Source organism: Enterobacter cloacae complex sp. EB5 (assembly GCF_031432835.1).
In the GTDB taxonomy this organism is placed as follows: domain Bacteria; phylum Pseudomonadota; class Gammaproteobacteria; order Enterobacterales; family Enterobacteriaceae; genus Enterobacter; species Enterobacter hormaechei_C.
The window spans coordinates 3416955-3434094 of the sequence record NZ_CP133860.1 but is presented as its reverse complement, the minus strand read 5'-3'; the positions used below and the strand labels follow the sequence as shown (position 1 = coordinate 3434094).

The 17140-nt window shown below is 54.4% G+C and carries 17 protein-coding genes; 2 read left to right on the top strand and 15 right to left on the bottom strand.

The genetic code is table 11. From position 1 onward, the window contains the following. Positions 1–37: 37 nt before the first annotated feature. Positions 38–742, top strand: coding sequence for a BRO family protein (locus RHN82_RS16565; protein ID WP_047050230.1), 705 nt, complete (start codon positions 38–40; stop codon positions 740–742). Between the two features lie 47 nt (positions 743–789). Here the strand turns inward: RHN82_RS16565 and RHN82_RS16560 are convergent, their stop codons facing one another. From RHN82_RS16560 to RHN82_RS16490, 15 genes are read right to left on the bottom strand one after another with little or no spacing between them, the layout of a single operon-like run. After that, entirely contained in the window at positions 790–1269 is a 480-nt protein-coding gene (locus RHN82_RS16560) for a hypothetical protein (protein WP_128753950.1), read from the bottom strand. A gap of 39 nt (positions 1270–1308) precedes the next feature. Then, complete coding sequence (locus tag RHN82_RS16555) at positions 1309–4200, bottom strand: hypothetical protein (RefSeq protein WP_310398389.1); 2892 nt, start codon at positions 4198–4200, stop codon at positions 1309–1311. Continuing rightward, positions 4200–6893 carry a transglycosylase SLT domain-containing protein gene (locus RHN82_RS16550; RefSeq protein ID WP_047050235.1) on the bottom strand — a complete coding sequence of 898 codons (2694 nt, stop codon included), beginning with the start codon at positions 6891–6893 and terminating at the stop codon, positions 4200–4202. The genes RHN82_RS16555 and RHN82_RS16550 overlap by 1 nt, the downstream gene beginning before the upstream one ends. 12 nt (positions 6894–6905) lie before the next feature. After that, positions 6906–7445: a hypothetical protein gene (locus RHN82_RS16545; protein WP_032671835.1), complete on the bottom strand. Its 540-nt coding sequence runs from the start codon at positions 7443–7445 to the stop codon at positions 6906–6908. Further along, positions 7445–7909 (bottom strand): hypothetical protein, encoded by a 465-nt coding sequence (locus RHN82_RS16540; protein ID WP_047050237.1) that lies wholly within the window; start codon positions 7907–7909, stop codon positions 7445–7447. The genes RHN82_RS16545 and RHN82_RS16540 overlap by 1 nt, the downstream gene beginning before the upstream one ends. After that, positions 7909–10386 (bottom strand): hypothetical protein, encoded by a 2478-nt coding sequence (locus tag RHN82_RS16535; RefSeq protein ID WP_047050239.1) that lies wholly within the window; start codon positions 10384–10386, stop codon positions 7909–7911. The genes RHN82_RS16540 and RHN82_RS16535 overlap by 1 nt, the downstream gene beginning before the upstream one ends. Then, on the bottom strand, positions 10386–10991 hold the full coding sequence (locus RHN82_RS16530; protein WP_040117947.1) for a hypothetical protein: 606 nt from the start codon (positions 10989–10991) through the stop codon (positions 10386–10388). The genes RHN82_RS16535 and RHN82_RS16530 overlap by 1 nt, the downstream gene beginning before the upstream one ends. Continuing rightward, a complete protein-coding gene (gp10, locus tag RHN82_RS16525; protein ID WP_045342894.1) occupies positions 10991–11314 on the bottom strand; it encodes a capsid staple protein in 324 nt (107 codons plus the stop codon). Before gp10 ends, RHN82_RS16530 begins: the two co-directional genes overlap by 1 nt. 51 nt (positions 11315–11365) lie before the next feature. After that, complete coding sequence (locus RHN82_RS16520; RefSeq protein ID WP_047050241.1) at positions 11366–11740, bottom strand: hypothetical protein; 375 nt, start codon at positions 11738–11740, stop codon at positions 11366–11368. Between the two features lie 4 nt (positions 11741–11744). Further along, on the bottom strand, positions 11745–12185 hold the full coding sequence (locus RHN82_RS16515) for a Bbp16 family capsid cement protein (protein ID WP_045342888.1): 441 nt from the start codon (positions 12183–12185) through the stop codon (positions 11745–11747). A gap of 51 nt (positions 12186–12236) precedes the next feature. Beyond that, entirely contained in the window at positions 12237–13223 is a 987-nt protein-coding gene (locus RHN82_RS16510; RefSeq protein ID WP_045342886.1) for a major capsid protein, read from the bottom strand. A gap of 17 nt (positions 13224–13240) precedes the next feature. Beyond that, complete coding sequence (locus RHN82_RS16505) at positions 13241–14005, bottom strand: peptidase (protein ID WP_104999920.1); 765 nt, start codon at positions 14003–14005, stop codon at positions 13241–13243. A gap of 2 nt (positions 14006–14007) precedes the next feature. After that, positions 14008–14304 carry a hypothetical protein gene (locus RHN82_RS16500; protein WP_047050244.1) on the bottom strand — a complete coding sequence of 99 codons (297 nt, stop codon included), beginning with the start codon at positions 14302–14304 and terminating at the stop codon, positions 14008–14010. Next, a complete protein-coding gene (locus RHN82_RS16495) occupies positions 14301–15971 on the bottom strand; it encodes a portal protein (protein WP_047050246.1) in 1671 nt (556 codons plus the stop codon). Before RHN82_RS16495 ends, RHN82_RS16500 begins: the two co-directional genes overlap by 4 nt. A gap of 14 nt (positions 15972–15985) precedes the next feature. Next, positions 15986–16192 (bottom strand): hypothetical protein, encoded by a 207-nt coding sequence (locus RHN82_RS16490; protein WP_047050247.1) that lies wholly within the window; start codon positions 16190–16192, stop codon positions 15986–15988. A 752-nt stretch (positions 16193–16944) separates the two neighbouring features. On the opposite strand from RHN82_RS16490, the gene RHN82_RS16485 reads away from it, so the two are divergent. Beyond that, entirely contained in the window at positions 16945–17130 is a 186-nt protein-coding gene (locus RHN82_RS16485; RefSeq protein WP_047050249.1) for a hypothetical protein, read from the top strand. Positions 17131–17140 lie beyond the last annotated feature (10 nt).

Sequence of the window (17140 nt, the reverse complement as noted above, 5' to 3'; positions counted from 1 at the left end):
GGAAGTGGTGATTATCCTGACTACAAAGGTGATCGCTATGACAGCTCAAAAAAAACCTACCCCAGACGCAGTATTCAAATTCGAGTCAGCCACCCCAGTACGCATGTTTAACATTGACGGCAATCCGTGGTTTGCGGCTTCAGACGTTTGCAAAGCTCTTGGACTCACGAACTCACGTATGTCCCTGAAGGCCTTAGACGATGATGAGAAGGGAGTAAGTTCAACTTACACCGTCAAAGGCGCACAGAATGTAAGCGTCATAAACGAGTCCGGCCTCTACACACTGATCCTTCGCTGTCGCGACGCGGTTACGCCAGGCACTATCCCCTACCGTTTCCGCAAATGGGTCACTGGCGAGGTGCTGCCTCAGATCCGTAAGACAGGCAGCTATATCAAAAATGCAATCCCTCAGGAAGACCGCATTAAGATGGTTGCAGATCAAGTTGCAACGGCTACTGCATCTGCTGTAATGCAGGCTATGCAGGTGGAGCAAAAGAGTTATGACGTACCACTGAAGCCAGGCTACCGCGAGCACATTCATTCACCTGAAGGCGTTCTCGGCCTGGCTGAGCATTCTCTGCTGATGAACCTGCTCAACCGCATGCAGGATGACGGTCACGACGTTTCCGGCGCTGCGGCAGAGTTCACAACCATGGTGAGTTACATCGTCGGCGTCAGCAAATGCCTGAACGATATCCGGACCCACGCGCAGTACATCACAAAGAATGCAGCTGGGTTCTGAAATGAAAAAGGCCGCTTCGGCGGCCTTTGTGACATGTCACGTGATTATCACCAGGAGTCTGCAACAAGATTGGTGATATCAGTGAAAATTGTTCCTGACAATGGCGGGCAATTTTCAGAGTAACCAGAGTTAGAATAGTGGAACATTGTCTGGTTCTTTTTCACATCGATTAGCTCAGCATCAATGTAGTCAAAATTATACCCGCCACCATAGCAACGAGTCATTGCGTTATTTGGAGCGAAACCATTCAAGTTCAGAACATAACGCGCAGTAGCTTCGTTATAAATACCGGTAGTGCTATTGGATTGTTTTTCTACCGTCACTTGTTGGCTTGCGCTTCGAAGCACGGTAAAGCCTTTCTGTTTTAACCGTTTTTCAATCTCGTAAACCCATGGTGACCTGGCAGAATTTAAGGCAACAATTCGATCCCCCTGAGCCTTTTCAGTTGCAACGACATCAACATTCTTTGTTGCTGCACAACCAGCAAGCATGACGGCTAAGCCGGCTAGCAAGAATTTTTTCATCATATATCCCTTGATTTTATTTTCACGCTGACAATTAGACCATTACCTTAACCCTGGATCCACTTGGTTTATCAATGGCGCAATCCAGAACAGGTTGTTGCCAGGAAGAAGTGTACGCACGTTATGCAGAACCCGGTCACCAGCGTCGCCATTCAGCACCCCAGCAGTCACATCAGTAATGGTGTCGAGCAGGCCAAATGTTGGACCAAGAGCAGAGCCAATAAAGCCACGGCTGGCATATCTCGACTGCGTGCCGGTGCCAAGTAGCGCGCCAAGGCCAACCATATCCCCGGTAGCCTTCTCAGCCATATTGTTGTATTCCATCAGAGGACCGAGGATACCGGAGCGGTCAATCCCCTCAATAGTAAGTTTCTGCGGCGACCAGTCCACCTCCTTACCGTTTGCTGACTGTTTAAGCGCGTACGTCAGCGCGCCGAGCCCAATCTGAAAAGCGGTACCGTAATAAAACTGACCAGTCCCCTCTTGCAGGCCGCCCAGCGTTGCGCGGTTATAGGACGCAGTAGCGAACGATTTAAACTGAAAGATGGTCTTACCCAGCGGCGTGCTAGCCCACAGCGGTGTATCCCCGATCCCCGGCGTGATAACAGTGTTGTTAACGTCTTTGAGTACCGCCGACTGAAAAACGCCAGCCACATGCTGATCATCCCATTTTTCGAAATTACCGATATGCCAGCCGTTGATGACTTCACCGTGTTTCTCGAACTCACTGCGGATACGCGCGGCCATGTTGTCGTTAATGCCGAGCTTCGCCAGACGACGGCCAGTGAACGCGCCGGAGAGAATGCCGTCGGACGTGATCATGCCGTTTACCGATTTGTTCATATCATCGAAGTGACCCATCAGCGTGAGCTTGCCGAACGCATCAGTAACGCGTTCCATTCCCGCTTCTACCGCCGTAGTGCGGGCAGAACTGTCTACCAGGTCCCCCATCGTACGCGCACGAGTATGCAGGATCGTTTCCAGCCCGACGGCCATTTTTAACTGTTCGGCCCGGCTGGCCTTGAATGCCGGTGACCGCGTGATCAATGCGGAGTAGCCGCGCATGGTATTGCCAAACCCGTTAACCATCACACCGCGCGCGAGATCAGGAATAGCGGAAACGGTCATACCGCCCAGCTTGGTTACAAAGTTAGCGCTGCGCAGAAACGCACCCGCGCGCACAAAAAATGATGATGGATCGTCCGGCATGCCGTAGGTACCCGACAGGCGGTCGCGCAGCGCTGTGATGTCGCGGATATCGTTATCGCGGGCTTTCGCCAGTTTCGCCTGGTCTTTGGGATTCTGGCGCATCAGCGCATCGTATTCGTCCTGAATATCCTTGAGCTGCTTCTCCAGTGATTTATTACCGAATGCGCGCGTCAACTCCACCTCTGCCGACGCCTCGCGAATGTGCCGTTGCAGCACATAATTGGCGTCGCTCTCCAGATAATCTTTCATCAGGCGATCGGGAACGCTGAGCGTACGCGACCGGGTGCTGCCTGCCGCTTTCACCATAAAGACGTTTGCGAAATCCTGCGGGATTTTTGCGCCGACGATTTTATTGATCGTGGCATCAGCAGTAATTTCCGCCTCTTCGCGGGACATGGTTTTCTCACCGCGAGACCACCAGTCGACCAGCATGTCGCGAAATTTATCGCGCTCGTTAACAATTTTGCCGACTTTGTACACGCGCGGGAAATAACTCTCCTGACCGATGGCTTTTAGCTCCTCGTCAGGTGGCAGCAGTCCAAGCTTTTGCTGCGCCACTTTAACCCGGTTAACCACAGTGCGCATTGCCTGCGCCGCCTCTTGCACCACCGGATTAGCATGTACATCGCCGCTGCGCATGGCATTACCCACTTCTTCGCGGAACTGGGAAAAACTCAGATCACCACCAGCGGCTTTGTACTGGCTGTAGGCCTGTTTGTTCGTCACAACGACGGCAGCCTCTTCACGACGCCACCCGCGAACGCGGGTTTCTGCGGCAACAGGTGTCTCGATGCCGCGGGCATTACCCTGTAGTGTGTAATTGTTCTCTGCCAGCTCCAGTGCAGTACGACGGGAGGTTTTTGAAGGTGACTCCATCAGGCGGGTAAACGGTGTCAGATAGCTACCTGCCTTACGCGCCAGTTTACCGACCGGGCCACCAGCTGCCGGAGTGAGATCTTCGAGCGTGGCTTCGCTGATTCGTGCCGCGCCGACGCTACCACCTTCCGGAAGGGAAGCCGCTGCCGTATCCGTCGCTGACGTGATACTCATACTATCGAGCGCATCAGCCACTTCACGCGTGGCCGCTGTGCGAACAGAGGGTGACAGCGCAGCGCCGGCGGCCGCAAATACACCGCTCATCAACGCACCGGCGGCGACGTGGGAGGCACTTTCCCCCCACGTGCGGGTTATCTGCTGGTTGTTAAGCGCAACCTCGCTCGCCGCTGTTGCAGCTGCACCGATGGCCGCCTGTGACGCAATGCGGGCCACTGCCCCACCCTGAGCGCCGGGGATAAACATTGAAGCTACGGTGACCGGGTCAACAACCCCGGCGGCAATACTGGCAAGAACACCCTCCCCGCCCGCCTCTGAAAGTACCCGACGGTCCTCGTTTTCGTCGTCAATCTGCTGTTTAAGCCAGGCAGTTTCTTCCGGTGAACGGGAATCAGCGAAAGCAGATCCCCATTGTTCGTACCCGTGCAGCTCGGCTTTATCAGCATAAGGGTTATACCCGTCTACCGACTCAAACTGCTTGGCCGGGCGGAACATCTCGGCCAGAAGGTTATTCTGGCGGAAGGCGGCGCCCCATACCGATGGTTCTGGTTGCTGCGGCTCCGGGTTGGTTCCTTCAGGCAAAGGCACATCAAACCCTGTCGGCTCTGGCAGAACATTGCCAGCAGGAGTAAATCCGTTGCTCAGTTCTTCTGGCGAGGAATACACAGGCATTATTCATTACTCCATGAGAAATATTTTTTGAAGCGATTAACACGATCATCGTGGAACCTGCGATACTGTTCATCAATTGCACGGTGTTTATCTTTAAAGCCGCGAATTTCCTGACCCTTGATTATTTCTTCCTGATCTTTTTGCTCTCTTTCCTGTATAGATTTTTTATATGGCTCCCATTCATCCAAAGAGGGTTTCCACCGCATAGGCCTGCCGTAAGAATCGTAGAACGGCTGTACCGCCTCAATACCATCCTTATCTTTTGTTCGCACCATAATGGCGTAATCTCCATTGCGGGCCGTCAGCACATCAGGGGTAATCTCCAGTTCGCCGCCAATACGCGACTCCGGCGTTTTACTGGTAACAGGTGCTGAGTTGCCGGAGGTGATCCCGAGTTGTGTCGGGCTTGTAGTGATGTCTACATTACGGTCGCCATACATCAGCTGCTCTTTATCTGCCTTCCACTGCTCTGCCTGCCATCCGGAAGGACCATAATTGTAAAGAGCCTCAGGGGCATATTTCATCAGCTTTGCAGTCCCATTCACTTCGCTGATGCTCCAGGTGCGGGCGATCTGCTGATTGGTCATTTTCTTCGCTGCATCAGCATTCCCGCCAGTGGTGCGATAGTTAATGTCGTACAGCGCCTGATAATCATTTCTGAATCTTGCTGCATCTGGAGTTGAGTCATCTGCCGATGGCCCGCCAAAGCTATACCAGGGAGACATATTGCTTACGGCGGAATCCATCGCCTTAACTCGGTCTTTTTTGTACTCCTTGGTGCTCTGGGTTGAGGCCAGTTGCGCTTTGAGTGCATCGGTCTGGTTGTAGGTCAGATTCTGCGCCTGTTCGATAGCTGTTTCGGACGCCATGCCAGAATCGGTAAGCTGTTTAACGGTGAGATAAAATCCCTGCATATCCTTTGGCATGTCGCCAACAGACGCGGGATCTGTGTCATAGAGGCGATTAAATAACTCAGCCCCCTGACGGACCGCCTCAGGACTGCGCGCGCGGGATATCGCCGATAACTGGGTGGTTACCTGCGAAGGAATGATCCCGGTCTTGGCCACCTGCTGCACAATCCCGTCATGGGTGGTGGCGTCGTTAATCCGGAAGTTTTGCGCCGTTGGCGTGGCATCGGCGGCTTTTTGCATGGATTTATTGGTAGGGTCGAGTTTCTCGCCCATAGACAGCGCTTCGTTAAAACGACGGGTATCACGCTGCGCCTGTATCGCTTCATTGCTTTTCTGTACCAGCGCGCCGAGCTTGCCATACGCATCGAGCTTGAGCGCATATTCCGGGTCATTTACCTCTGGTTTCTTTTTGAGTAATTCCTGCTGCTGCTGTTCAGGAGAAAGGTACTGAATTGCCTGGAAAGTTTTTGCATTGTCCATAGCGATATCGAGCTTCGATACCATTTTTTTCCCTTGCTTACCGTAGCCAAACATAATCGCCGGGATAGAAGGGACGGCATCAGGGACTTCGCCATTATTGAGTTGAGCCATTGTATTGTTAAGCAGCGGTTCAAGCTCATTAAGTACCAGTTTTCTCTGCTTCTCAATCTGAGCGTTTGCAAGATTATCAATTTGATTAACGGTAACTGGATCCATACCGGTTTTATTTTTACGGTATCGTGAAATCCAACCCTGCGTTTCAGATGGTAGTTGTTTTATGAAATCGGCTTGGGATATCTCTCCTTTTCTTGGGTCACCGACCTTCTCTATAAGTTTGTCAACATTGCCCTGCCCCCAGTTATATGCTGCTCCAGCCAGTAATTCAGAGCCATACTTGTTTGACAGTTCCTGCGCGTAATCCGAGGCCAGCATGGTGTGTTGCTGCTCGTCTGCCGGGTTGTACTTCAACCCACGCCGTGCGGCCAGTTCTTTGCCTGTTTCAGGCATTAACTGGAAACGGCCCTGAGCACCAGCTGAAGAAGTGACAATTGATCCGTCTGAATTAAGATGCTTACCACCTGACTCGACGATACCTACAGATCGCATATCCAGACCGCCAGTATCATCTGCTGAAAAATCACCGTTCATCCACCCAAGCGGGTTATCAACTGCATAGTTTTTAGCTCTCATCTCAGTGGCGGCAAGGTTATCTTTTTCAATAGCAGCCAGAATCTGCTCCTGCGACCAACCTCTTGAGGCTCCGAATCTCGCTGTTGCTACTGTGCGAATATTCTTTGCGAGAATAGCTTCCTGGAGATTATTCCACGCATCAGCCTCTTTCTGGATCTGCAACTGTCTGGTGGCATCGTATTGATTTCCTTCAAACTCGCTGACCTGACCCTGCTCATAACGGCCAACATTTCCCTGAAATTGGATGCGCTGCTGCTGCGCCTGCTGCATGAACATCTGGCGTGATGCGTCATCAGGTAGCGACGAGGCCAAGGATTGGATCTGCTCATCATATTGGTGCGTAAATTCTTGACCCTTACCGATGGCGTTTTGGCCCTTCAGGCTATAAAGTTGTGTCTTTAAATCCTCTTCGGCCTGACTGAGCTTTAAACTGGCCTCCTGTGAAAGAGCCACGTTTGCCCTCTGCTTGGCCTGCGCGAACATGTCGATCGCCTTTGGCGCGACCTGAGAAATGACGTCGCCGACATTCGGCTGTTCGAACGCCTGAAATCCAGGAGACTGGAATCCGCGGCTTTCAACCTGGCGCCCGCTGACTGTTGGTACTGTTGGCATTTCGATATCTCCTTATCGACCGGTTGGCGTGCCTACGGCTGCGCTGATAGGTGCTGCCTTCTGGGAGAATGGCGACCACGTCCCGCCAGCCATTTGATAGGCTCCGTAAGCCTGTAGCGGCGTTGTGAGCAGCGTTGTCATCGCTCCCATATTCCCCTGCTTACGCGCGGATACCGCCTGGGCGTCATAGTTGGCGGACTGCACCTGATAGCCGTAAGCCTCGCGCTGGGCGTTGTTAACGGTCGTCAGAGCATCCAGCGTGCCGAACTGAGCGGTATCTCCGAAGATATCCAGAGCGTTACCGGTTGAGAGGTCAGCGCCGGTGGCACCCATTGTCGCAGCCTGTGTCCCGGCAGCCTGACGATTACGGCGGCGCACTTCCTCGGCCTGGGCATTGCCACGGTTAATCGAGTCCTGGGCCTGAGCCTCTGCCACATCCGCATTCTGCTCAGCAACAGCGGCAGAATATTTCCCTGTCTCATACTGGTTGTAGGCTGACAGCGCGCCTGCTGCGAGCGTCGCACCGGCTAAGATTGTGGTGGGTTCGCACATTATTTTTTCTCCATGTGGAAGCGATGAAACAGAAGACCGTGAGCGCCGTACGGCTGTGGTTCTTCAATGGTGAATCCCAGCCAGTGCAGCCAGATACGCGCTGTGTGGTTGCGGGCATCAACATAGTTTTCAAGATACGGGTAAACAGCCAGCATTGCATTGACCACTTTCCCGCAGCGTCGAAGGAAGGTGCGCTGGTATTTCTCCAGCGCATCGGTGCCCACCAGCCACGGGATACCGTTACCACCGATCATTGATGCCGGGGCCACGCCGAAGATGGTCACCACCTCACCGTTAATCAGACCGGCACAGGCAAATGTTGACGTGCGCAGACCGGTTTCAAGAACGCGACGCGGGCTCCATCCGTTTGTTGCCAGGAATTCATCAACATCAGCCTGGCGGACATGCGGGATCATGGCTTCGATATGTTCCTGGGTTGCCGGTACGATCTGAGCTTTAATCATCAGAATCCCCCGACCGTCATGCGCGGCAGGACCGCCAGAACAGAAAGCGGAAGTGGATCGAGCTGGCGCACCTTAACGCGTCCGTTCTTATCCCAGTTGCTGTCGAGCTTCACCTCCACCTTCCCGGTAGCATCATCAACTGGATCGTCATAAAACTCGAATTCCCGCTGCGGATACTCGTACCATTCTCCGCCCGGCGTCGTTGCCCAGATGCCTCGGCTGGCGTTGACCACCATCGTGACAGTGGGGATCACCTGCTTTTTATCCAGCAGTGTTTCCTGCCCGTTGATGTTGATGTCCAGCGTTTCGAATTCAGCGGTGATCGGCAGCCCGATATGCACCACTGCGCCCGGTGATTCCAGCGTGACAGCACCACCAGTTACGGTTTTCTGTGGCTCTACGCTGGCATCGGAGAGGATGTTGACTGTCTGGCCTTCGAGGTGTGACAGACCGCTGAAAGTCTGGCGGGCCATCTGCCAGTTAGTTGTGGCCGCAGTGCGCAGTACCGCGGGTACGTTACGGTTGAAGCGCACAACCACGGCGGTATTACTCGTTACGGAGAGAATGTCGCCACGCAATTCTTTCGCCACCACTTCGCCGGTATCAGGATCCGTTTCTGAGTACGGGAACTGGATCTGAGCGCCAACGTCAGTGCCCACGAAATACGCCCCGCCGCTTATCGTCACCGGGTAGTCAACCTGATAGCTCCAGTCACCACTGCCGCCGCTGATGGTCATAGTACGTGTTGAGGTATTGCGTCCGTCATAGCTCAGTCCGCAATCGACAAAGAACGCATCTTCATCACTGGTAAACAGGCGGCTGGACAGGCGCTCTATGTAACGTTTCGTCTGTCCGTTGATGGTGCGGTTAACCACGAAGTAAACAGCGTCCTCGCTTCCTTCGCTGATGGAGCAGGTGCTTTCGTACTTTCCAGTGCTGGACTGCGGTGCCCAGGCAAATACCTGTTGGTCGCGCAGATAGGTCAGCACCAGCAGTTTGCCGTCATCGCGGATGCAGAACGCGCTGCTGTACGGCACGATGCAGAATGACCAGTCGACAATGCTGCGCTTCTGGAACAGGTGGTTTGCCAGTATGGTCAGGTCAGTGCCCTGGTATCCGTCCACGTCGAAGGAGTAAGCCAGATCACGGACCACGCTCCCCTTCTCCTGGATGAACAGCGCGATGTTTGCCACCGCGATCGGCGGCACATTGCTGGAACCGTTGTTTCCCTGCGAGCTGAACGAGAACGCCGACGGCGTGAGGACCTTATTCTGGTCTCCGGATATCGTATATTCTCCGCCAGACGTCAGCGCGACCAGGCTTCCGACGTCTATAAGGTGGCGGATCTCATTCACCTGTCGCCCGGCGTAGGTGTAGATGATCCGATCGTCATCCTGGATAGGGTTGTTCTTGCCGAAGTCCTTATAGTCGCCGGTCCGGCTCGCCCATATCGTTTGTGGGTACGCGGTAGAAGCCGCGAAATACAGGCGCTGCTGATAGTAAACAACCGTGCTCGGGTAGCCGTTGACACTGTTCCATGCGTATTTTGCCCACTTGTAGCTGCCGTTAGCGGAGCCAACAACCTGAGACGGTATATAGCTCACCACCGTAGCAGTGGCTGTCAGGCCGTCGCTGGATACCGCGGTGATGCGCGCAATGCCGAAACCGCTGTGCAGGTATTCCCACTGGATTCCGGTATCGCTATCCCCGGTTCCGCCCCATCCATCCCACGACATCCCTTCTGTGTGAGACGGGCGCAGGGTCCCGGTCTTGCCGGAAGTATTGGCACGGTAGTAGTTGCTGTCGGCACGGCGTACATCGTTGATAGCGGTGGTCTTGATGGTCTCCCATACGGGAACGGAATCAACAGCAGGCTGCTCGAGATAAAACAGTTTACCGACCTGCTCAGATCCGAATATGGCGGAGCTGGCCGTCAGCGTGATGGTGCCAGTGCTTGAGCTGGCGTAAACCTTCACTGATTCATCCACGTTGATATCTTCGAACGGTCCGTTTTTGGTGGTGACATCAACGATCTGCCAGTTGTCGTGCGCGTAACGGCGCAACTCCTTCGGCGGATAGGCCGGGTGAACCAGTGTAAGCACGTCGGCGCTCTGCGTGAATTTAATGCGGAACAGGTCGGCCTCAGCATACGGCATAGCCAGCTCGTAGATCACATTGCTGCCGTTCAGAACATACGCACCATCTTTGATAACGCGCATGTAGTTGTGCCCGAACTCCAGTGCATAAGTCTGGACGGTCGAGAACTGGAAAGGAATAAGACGGCATTTGCGCGCCGGATATTTGGCTTCGCCGACGAAGCGCGTGCCCGGGCGATTCTCCACCCCGCCATACTGACGGACAATAAAGTTGTCGCACTTACGCAGCGCAACCTGATATTTCGACATATCGATGCGCCCGTATAGCGACGGGCCAATCTCGCCACCGGCAAAGCTCGGCTGGATCCAACTGAAAGCCATTATGACAACCTCGCTGCGGTGAACTCATCGACTGGCGGCTGCGGCTCCTGGGATTCGTTCTGGCTGTGCGAGCCAGCGCTCAGGATGACGCTGCGGTACATAGTCAGTGCGTTGTTACCGAGATCTGCGCTGCCGGTCAGCGGCATATTGATGGCGGCGGCCAGACGCCAGGACAGCGCTTCCATGAAGATTGCATCGAACATGTTCACGTCGGTGACGCGGGCGATGTACTTCAGCCATGCCTGAGGCTGATCGGTGTAGATCAGCTTTCCGGTGCCGTCGGTATCAGCCCCAACCTCATAGTTGATGCGCATGGCCGCCGTCGGATTACGGATACCGGGCACCATAATTTCGGTGATGCGCAGGCAGTCAGTCGGATACTGGTAGGAATAAGCCCAGTCAGGCGGCGGATTGTTGGTATCGGCCAGCGCCAGGCGTTTGGTGGCAAAGTTCCAGTCGAAGTCCGCCAGCGCAGCATCGCGGCAGGAATCGAAATGCAGGGAGCACTGCCCGGCTTCTTTGCTGGCCTCGGTCAGGCTGTTAATGCTGCGGCTGTTCCCGATATTGCTCAGCGCGCGGTTGCAGATCTCGATAACGGAGGCCATTAATCATCCTCCCCGCCGTAGAGAGTTTGGGCGGCAGTTTTGGGCTGCTCACCAGATACCGGGCTGAGTGCCATGTCAGTAATCTGCAAGCTGGCGTTATGCTGCATGCCATCTTCCGTTTCTCGGGTAGAGGTGGAACGAATTATGGCTTTCGCGGTGATCATCACTTCAGTACCAGCGGATTGTGGCGTTGCCTTGAGCTTGGCGAGCGTCTCGTTGTTCAGCTCAATGCAAAGGCCCCATGGATAATCATCGCGAGTCTGGGTTTTACCATCCTCATCCTGATAGGTGTCAGTTCCAGTTTTGAGGTTTACCAGTTCCATAGCGGACTCCTGCAATAAAGGGGCCGAAGCCCCTTGTTTTATTAGCGAGGCTCAGACGCCCAGTTTTTGCCGTTCTTCAGCAATACGTTCTTTGATCGTTTCAACATTCATGTTGCCAGGTTTCTTGTTGAAAAGTTCTTCGTACTGCTGGCGTAGCGCGGCTTCATCTTCACTGAAGGTATTGGCACCTTTACCGCCGGTATCTTCCTGGCCATCATCTTCATCCTGTGGTTCAGGCTGAGAGTCAACCGGCACGATTCCGCGATTCTGGTCTGCCTTTTTCTTTGCCGCCTTCGCCGCTGCGTTGATCGGCTCCAGCGCAGATCCTGGCTCGCCGTCATATTCAATTTCTGAACCTTCAGGCCAGAGGTTGTTATGAATATGGGATAAGCGCAGGACGCGGTATTTTGCTTTTTCCATTGCCATCACCTTAGCCAGTCACTTTGGAACGGATCGGGTAATAAGGAGTGTTGTTGTCAACATCCAGATTAATGCCCGAGGTGAACGCGCCAGCAGTCAGCGGACCCGTGCCAACAGAATAGTTGACGCGCAGATAGCGCTGGACGCCCGCCGGAACTTTGGTAGAGAACAGGCGTTTACCAACTGTCAGGGCAGAAAGCGCCAGAGCACCGCTGTCGTAGATAGTGGTCCAGGTAGAGTTGTCCGGGCTGGTCTGCAACTGAACGTTGAGGGTCGCGGCACCACCAGCGGTTGCCGTGGTGTCAACGGTTGCCCAGAACTCCAGCGGATAACCAACGCCGATATCGCGGCGGGTGCCGTCGATAGGGCCGAGGTCAATCACGTCCGTAGAAGCAGCGGAAGCTGTAACCGCCTGCTTCTCGGAGAACATCAACAGTTTGTCGAGGATCATTTTCTTTCTCCATTTATGGGCCGGTTAAGGCCCATCAGTTAATGACAGGCGTTAAACAACGCGCGCTTCTGTTTCCAGAATCGCATCGGTTTCACGGATTGGGATGCCACGGAACGTGGTCCAGAATTCGCCTTCAGTCTCTTTTACGGACAGAGCCAGGGAGGCTTTATCCAGAGATTGCAGATCCAGCGCCTGGGCAACGGTACGGTTCATGTAGAACACCGCGCGGCCCATTTTCAGGTTAGGGACGCGGTGCAGCGCTTTAACCATCAGGCTGACGATATTTGCAGCTGAACCTGGTACTGACAGATCGCTCACATCGATGTTGGCGATGCGCACAACGTAGCGCCAGTCACGGAGAGCCAGGCCGTTATCCCACTTATAATGGGTGCGGTAACCCTGGTATTTGCCGCCATTGGCATCGGTAAGAGTCTGCTCGCCGAGGTTCTGAGTCTGCAAACCAGCCTTCTGCCCTTTAGGGAAGATGCCGTGCACAGTGTTTTCACCCCAGACCACCAGCCAGATAGAGGTGTTATCTGTACCGGTGCCGCCAGCATCAATGATGTTCTGGCCGTTGCCCGCGGATTTGCTGGAGTAGCGTGATGACAGGCCCATGAACTGCTGCGGATTCACACTGGTGTCGCCGTAGAACAGGGTCTGAGCCATCTGCTGGTTCATGCCTTCAAGGAATGCACGATCTTCAGACAGGCGGAATTCAGCAGTGTTACCGTTAAGATCTGCCAGTGACTTATCTACTTCCGCATAAGCCTCCAGCATGCCGACAGTGTCAGTGACCTGTACGGTAGTTGATTTTGTCGGTTGCACACCGTAGTTCAGCAAACGCCAGGTAGGCTGCGGGAGCCCCGAGCGAACGGTGGTACGGTGACCAGTTGGAAGGTTACCCTCTACGAACATCATATCCGTCAGGATTTCGTTGGTCTGGGAAAGAAGTTCGACAATCTTATCGACCTTTCCGTTTGGATCAGTACGCTTAGCCCAGTCAGCCAGCGTCAGCGCATTTACGCCTTTAACAGCCATGGTTATATCCTCTCTTATTAGCCATAAAGCACTTCGGCCGCACTACGCTGGCCTTGATTACTGCCATCGACCATGCCGTCTTCCGACATGGCTTTACCGATTTTCACGAACGTTTTAACCAGGTCTGGATGGTTACCAAGACCGGTAGCGTTCAGATATTCTTTCAGTTCCGGCGTGCCGAACTGGTCGAGTGCACGCTGCGCAGCACTGAGGTTTGCGGTCAGTTTGTCGCCGCCGATCTCCTTGTCTGCCTTCACTGTCTCTGCCCAGCCTTCGGTCTGCTTCTGCCAGGCTTCTGCCTGACGCTGCTGCACACCGGCCAGAATTTTGGGATATGCGTCCACCAACTTCTGCGCCTGCTCGTTGGTCAGGTTCAGATCGCGGGCAACGGGCTCGAAGTCCTTCAGCGCTTCGGAATCCAGCTCTACGCCTTCGCCAGCGGTAAATTCGTATTTCTCCGGCGCACCTTCCTGCTTCTGCTCTTCGTCTTCCGACTTATCCGCTGGCTTATCACCATCAGCTGGTTTTTCTTCCTGAGGCTTATCACCATCAGCTGGTTTTTCTTCCTGAGGCTTATCACCATCAGCTGGTTTTTCTTCCTGAGGCTTATCACCTTCAGTGCCAGGCTGTGGCTTATCGCCTTCTGGTTTAGCCGGGTCAGCAGCAGGTGCAGGAGCATCAGCAGCAGGTGCGGATGGCTCAGACGGTGCCGGCGCAGCGCCACCATCAGCAGGCTGCTCATTGCAAAGACGGCGATGCAGCAAACGTTCAAATAAATTCATGGTTACTCCTGTTCACCGGCCTCTGCGGCCATCTTCAGATACTGATCAGGGCAGTGCGCCATGACGCGCTGAAACAGAACCAGCGCCAGGTTGCGCTGCCCTTCGTTGAATGCGGTTAAATGCGAATCACCGGCGAAGCACGGCGCGAATACCTTCCCTTTCTCCAGCAGAGACCAGATAATGCGGCGGCCCTGCTCGCTATCCATCACGAAGCGGATATCGTCGATTTCTCGCTGAGCCATATCCCGCTTAATGCGGTCACTTTCAGCTTTAAGTTTTTCGTCATCGATATCGGTCATTGCTGCGCCGCTCCCACTGCGTTAGTGATTACTGTCAGTGCGCTTGGATCTGCGGTTTGCGTATCGCTGAGCGTCTTCGCGCCCTGTGCTACGGCCTGACCCATTGCCAGCGCCTGGGCTGCCTGCTGTTGCTTGGCGCGCTCTTCACGAATGCCCTGCACCTGCTCCTGCGGAACGATGACGGTTGGCGATACGCCGGACATTTCAGAGAAAGCGTCGATTGCCTGATCCACGTCGAGCTTGTCGAGCGCTTCAGGTTTGAACTGTGCGAGTTGGCCGATAAAGCCAACGGTCTGCGACAGGCTGGTGAGGCCGATAGATTTCTGCGCCTGCGCCATAACGGAGATGTACTCAATGCGTAGCGGCATTCCCTGCATAACGTCAGGCGGTGGCGGCAGCATGTTCTTGCGCGCCATGATGGAGAAAACGCGGTCAATTAGCGGGTTGAGCGCTTCGTCGTTCAGACGTTCCAGCACCGGGCCGAGCATCAGCAGCTTCTCTTCCTTCATCTCGATCACTGCTTCCACTGGCATTGAGCGGGTGTTGATGTTTTGAAGCATCATGAAGAGGTCGACAAAGTAGGCGCTGTTGATGGTCTGGCGGGTGTCCTGGATGTCAGCCAGGAGGTCGGCGGTATTCGGGTTGACCAGGTATGCAGGCTTGAAGCCGTCCTGCCCGCTCAGCACGTCGAGATACGTCACATCGCCAGGTAGCAGGGAAACGCGCTGATTCTTCAGCGACGTCGGCGCAACCATCGGCGGGTTAGTGGCTTTGTCGATCAGTTGAGCTTTACGTTTCTGCTCAACCTGCAAGGCTTTAACCTGACCGAGTGCCAGCATTCCAGGGCAGGATGACGCATAAACGTCCTCGCCGTTAACTTCCCAGCGCGGCGCCAGAATCGGGAATTCATCGAAGCCAGCTTCACGCAACAACTTGTCGGATTCGCCGCCTGTCTCGAAATAGACAGAGCGATACGGCTTGTTCTTGCTGTCCATCTTGCCGCTGTCGCGGTTGATGTTTGGCGTGATGCAGTGGTTTACCTCGATCCAGTTTTCATACGATCCGCTTTCCCACTGGCTCTTCACGGACGCGCTGACATTGTCCAGGCCAAACTCTTGCACGAGCTGGCGCACGGTCATTGAGAACTGACGGAAGGAGGTGTCGACGCTGCCACGCGGGCTGTTAGCCAGGTAGTAGCTGCCAATCGGGAATGGCATTGTGCGGATCACGTCCTGGTCATCTTCCAGCACAGCCATAGCGGCAGTGCCATAAGTACCCAGACTGGCGTACATGACGGGCAGAGACTGATACAGATTCGACTTGTTGAACACTTCGTTCATGCGGCGCTGCACGACTTCCAGCCAGACCTTCACCGGGCCGTAATCCATCATGCCAGGGTCAGGCGTTGCCAGCTTGAACCACGGACGGGCAGGGCTGGTGATGCCAGACATCATGCCGCTGGCGAGAGTGCGCTGAGCGAATGATCCGGTAGGGTCAACAATTTTGGTGTTGCGGCGATCGTCACGGTTAACGTCAGACGTCAGGAAGCGGGAACCGCGCGGATTGATAAAGTCGCTCAGGTCGCGCCAGTGCGGCTCGAACGATGTGCGCTCATTCTTCAGCTGTGCGAGCTGCTTCAGCAGCCGCTCTTTTTCGGTTTCCACCATCTCTGCGCGCTCCGTTACTGACCGAGCAGCGTTTTACCGCTGGTATTTGCGGCGGAAGTGTCGCCCTGGGCACCGGTAAGCATGGTCGAGTTACGACCGGCGGCAGCACGGCGGCGGCGCTCTTCGTCATCGCGCGCACTGACAACAGCGGCGTCCTGCTCCTGAGGTGCGGCCTGAATTTCTGGTGCCGCTGGCACTGATGGCTTGCTGCCGATACACATAGCGATAACCTCACACACGATTAAATTATTACCAATTTAACCATATACGGATTATTTTACGTAGTGTATTGACAGAATGCCGTGCAATTATTACCCTTCAGGTAACACAACATGAAAGCGCACTTCGATATCGGTTCTGTGAGGTCTTGTCGCTAAATCAAACTGGTGAGTGCGCTTCTAGGTGTGAGCAGTACGGTATATGGCACATGTGCCGCAGCGGTCCGGAGGGGTTCATTGGTTTCCTTACCCCCGAGCGGGTAGCCGGAATGTGCAAGTCAGTGTTATCGGTATGCACGACATGACGACTCACCATCGTGGCGATACGGTGTGACACCTCGGAAGAGACGATGCCATAACCAAAAGAGCGCTGGCATGCAAAAAATATCTCGCAGCCGTTGCAGTACCAAAAGCCAGGATGGAACGGCAAAACGCGGTAGTGCTCTTTTTGTTGTGGTTTTCCTGATGCTAGTTGGTTCGGTTGCGGCGGATACCAAGGCGACGAAAGGAAATGCTGACGCACAGCACCACAACCCAATCACGTTAGGACCGTGATACGGCAGTACCAGGCAATGCGTGTAGTTTTGGCGGTGGAAGTTGCGCCCATGATGGACTTGCCACCGCCCTTTTTACAGCAGAACGCCATTCCGATGACGTTGCGCTGTAAACCCTGCATCACCCGCCAAGGAAGGCACTCCGTAGACCCTTGCTTCCATTCGCCCGGTTCGTCCGGGCATTTTTTTAAGGTGAAAATCATGAGTCAGACAGTCGTTAATGTTCAGAAACAATCTCCTGCCGAAGAGATCCGCCGTGAGAATCTCTACCACACCAAATTGCAGTGCCTGGCTGAGGTTCTTGGGCGTCAGTCATTTGTCGATAAAAACGACGCTGAACGCAGCGCAGAAGCGATCAACGCAGCATTCGATAAAATCACTTTTTAAAGCCGTGACA

Bases quoted from the DNA above. Each gene is read 5' to 3' on its own strand.
- RHN82_RS16520 (WP_047050241.1), bottom strand. From the start codon at position 11,740: ATGGCAATGGAAAAAGCAAAATACCGCGTCCTGCGCTTATCCCATATT.
- RHN82_RS16565 (WP_047050230.1), top strand. From the start codon at position 38: ATGACAGCTCAAAAAAAACCTACCCCAGACGCAGTATTCAAATTCGAG.
- RHN82_RS16560 (WP_128753950.1), bottom strand. From the start codon at position 1,269: ATGATGAAAAAATTCTTGCTAGCCGGCTTAGCCGTCATGCTTGCTGGT.
- RHN82_RS16550 (WP_047050235.1), bottom strand. From the start codon at position 6,893: ATGCCAACAGTACCAACAGTCAGCGGGCGCCAGGTTGAAAGCCGCGGA.
- RHN82_RS16530 (WP_040117947.1), bottom strand. From the start codon at position 10,991: ATGGCCTCCGTTATCGAGATCTGCAACCGCGCGCTGAGCAATATCGGG.
- RHN82_RS16490 (WP_047050247.1), bottom strand. From the start codon at position 16,192: ATGTGTATCGGCAGCAAGCCATCAGTGCCAGCGGCACCAGAAATTCAG.
- RHN82_RS16495 (WP_047050246.1), bottom strand. From the start codon at position 15,971: ATGGTGGAAACCGAAAAAGAGCGGCTGCTGAAGCAGCTCGCACAGCTG.
- RHN82_RS16500 (WP_047050244.1), bottom strand. From the start codon at position 14,304: ATGACCGATATCGATGACGAAAAACTTAAAGCTGAAAGTGACCGCATT.
- RHN82_RS16555 (WP_310398389.1), bottom strand. From the start codon at position 4,200: ATGCCTGTGTATTCCTCGCCAGAAGAACTGAGCAACGGATTTACTCCT.
- gp10 (WP_045342894.1), bottom strand. From the start codon at position 11,314: ATGGAACTGGTAAACCTCAAAACTGGAACTGACACCTATCAGGATGAG.
- RHN82_RS16535 (WP_047050239.1), bottom strand. From the start codon at position 10,386: ATGGCTTTCAGTTGGATCCAGCCGAGCTTTGCCGGTGGCGAGATTGGC.
- RHN82_RS16485 (WP_047050249.1), top strand. From the start codon at position 16,945: ATGAGTCAGACAGTCGTTAATGTTCAGAAACAATCTCCTGCCGAAGAG.
- RHN82_RS16515 (WP_045342888.1), bottom strand. From the start codon at position 12,185: ATGATCCTCGACAAACTGTTGATGTTCTCCGAGAAGCAGGCGGTTACA.
- RHN82_RS16540 (WP_047050237.1), bottom strand. From the start codon at position 7,909: ATGATTAAAGCTCAGATCGTACCGGCAACCCAGGAACATATCGAAGCC.
- RHN82_RS16545 (WP_032671835.1), bottom strand. From the start codon at position 7,445: ATGTGCGAACCCACCACAATCTTAGCCGGTGCGACGCTCGCAGCAGGC.
- RHN82_RS16510 (WP_045342886.1), bottom strand. From the start codon at position 13,223: ATGGCTGTTAAAGGCGTAAATGCGCTGACGCTGGCTGACTGGGCTAAG.
- RHN82_RS16505 (WP_104999920.1), bottom strand. From the start codon at position 14,005: ATGAATTTATTTGAACGTTTGCTGCATCGCCGTCTTTGCAATGAGCAG.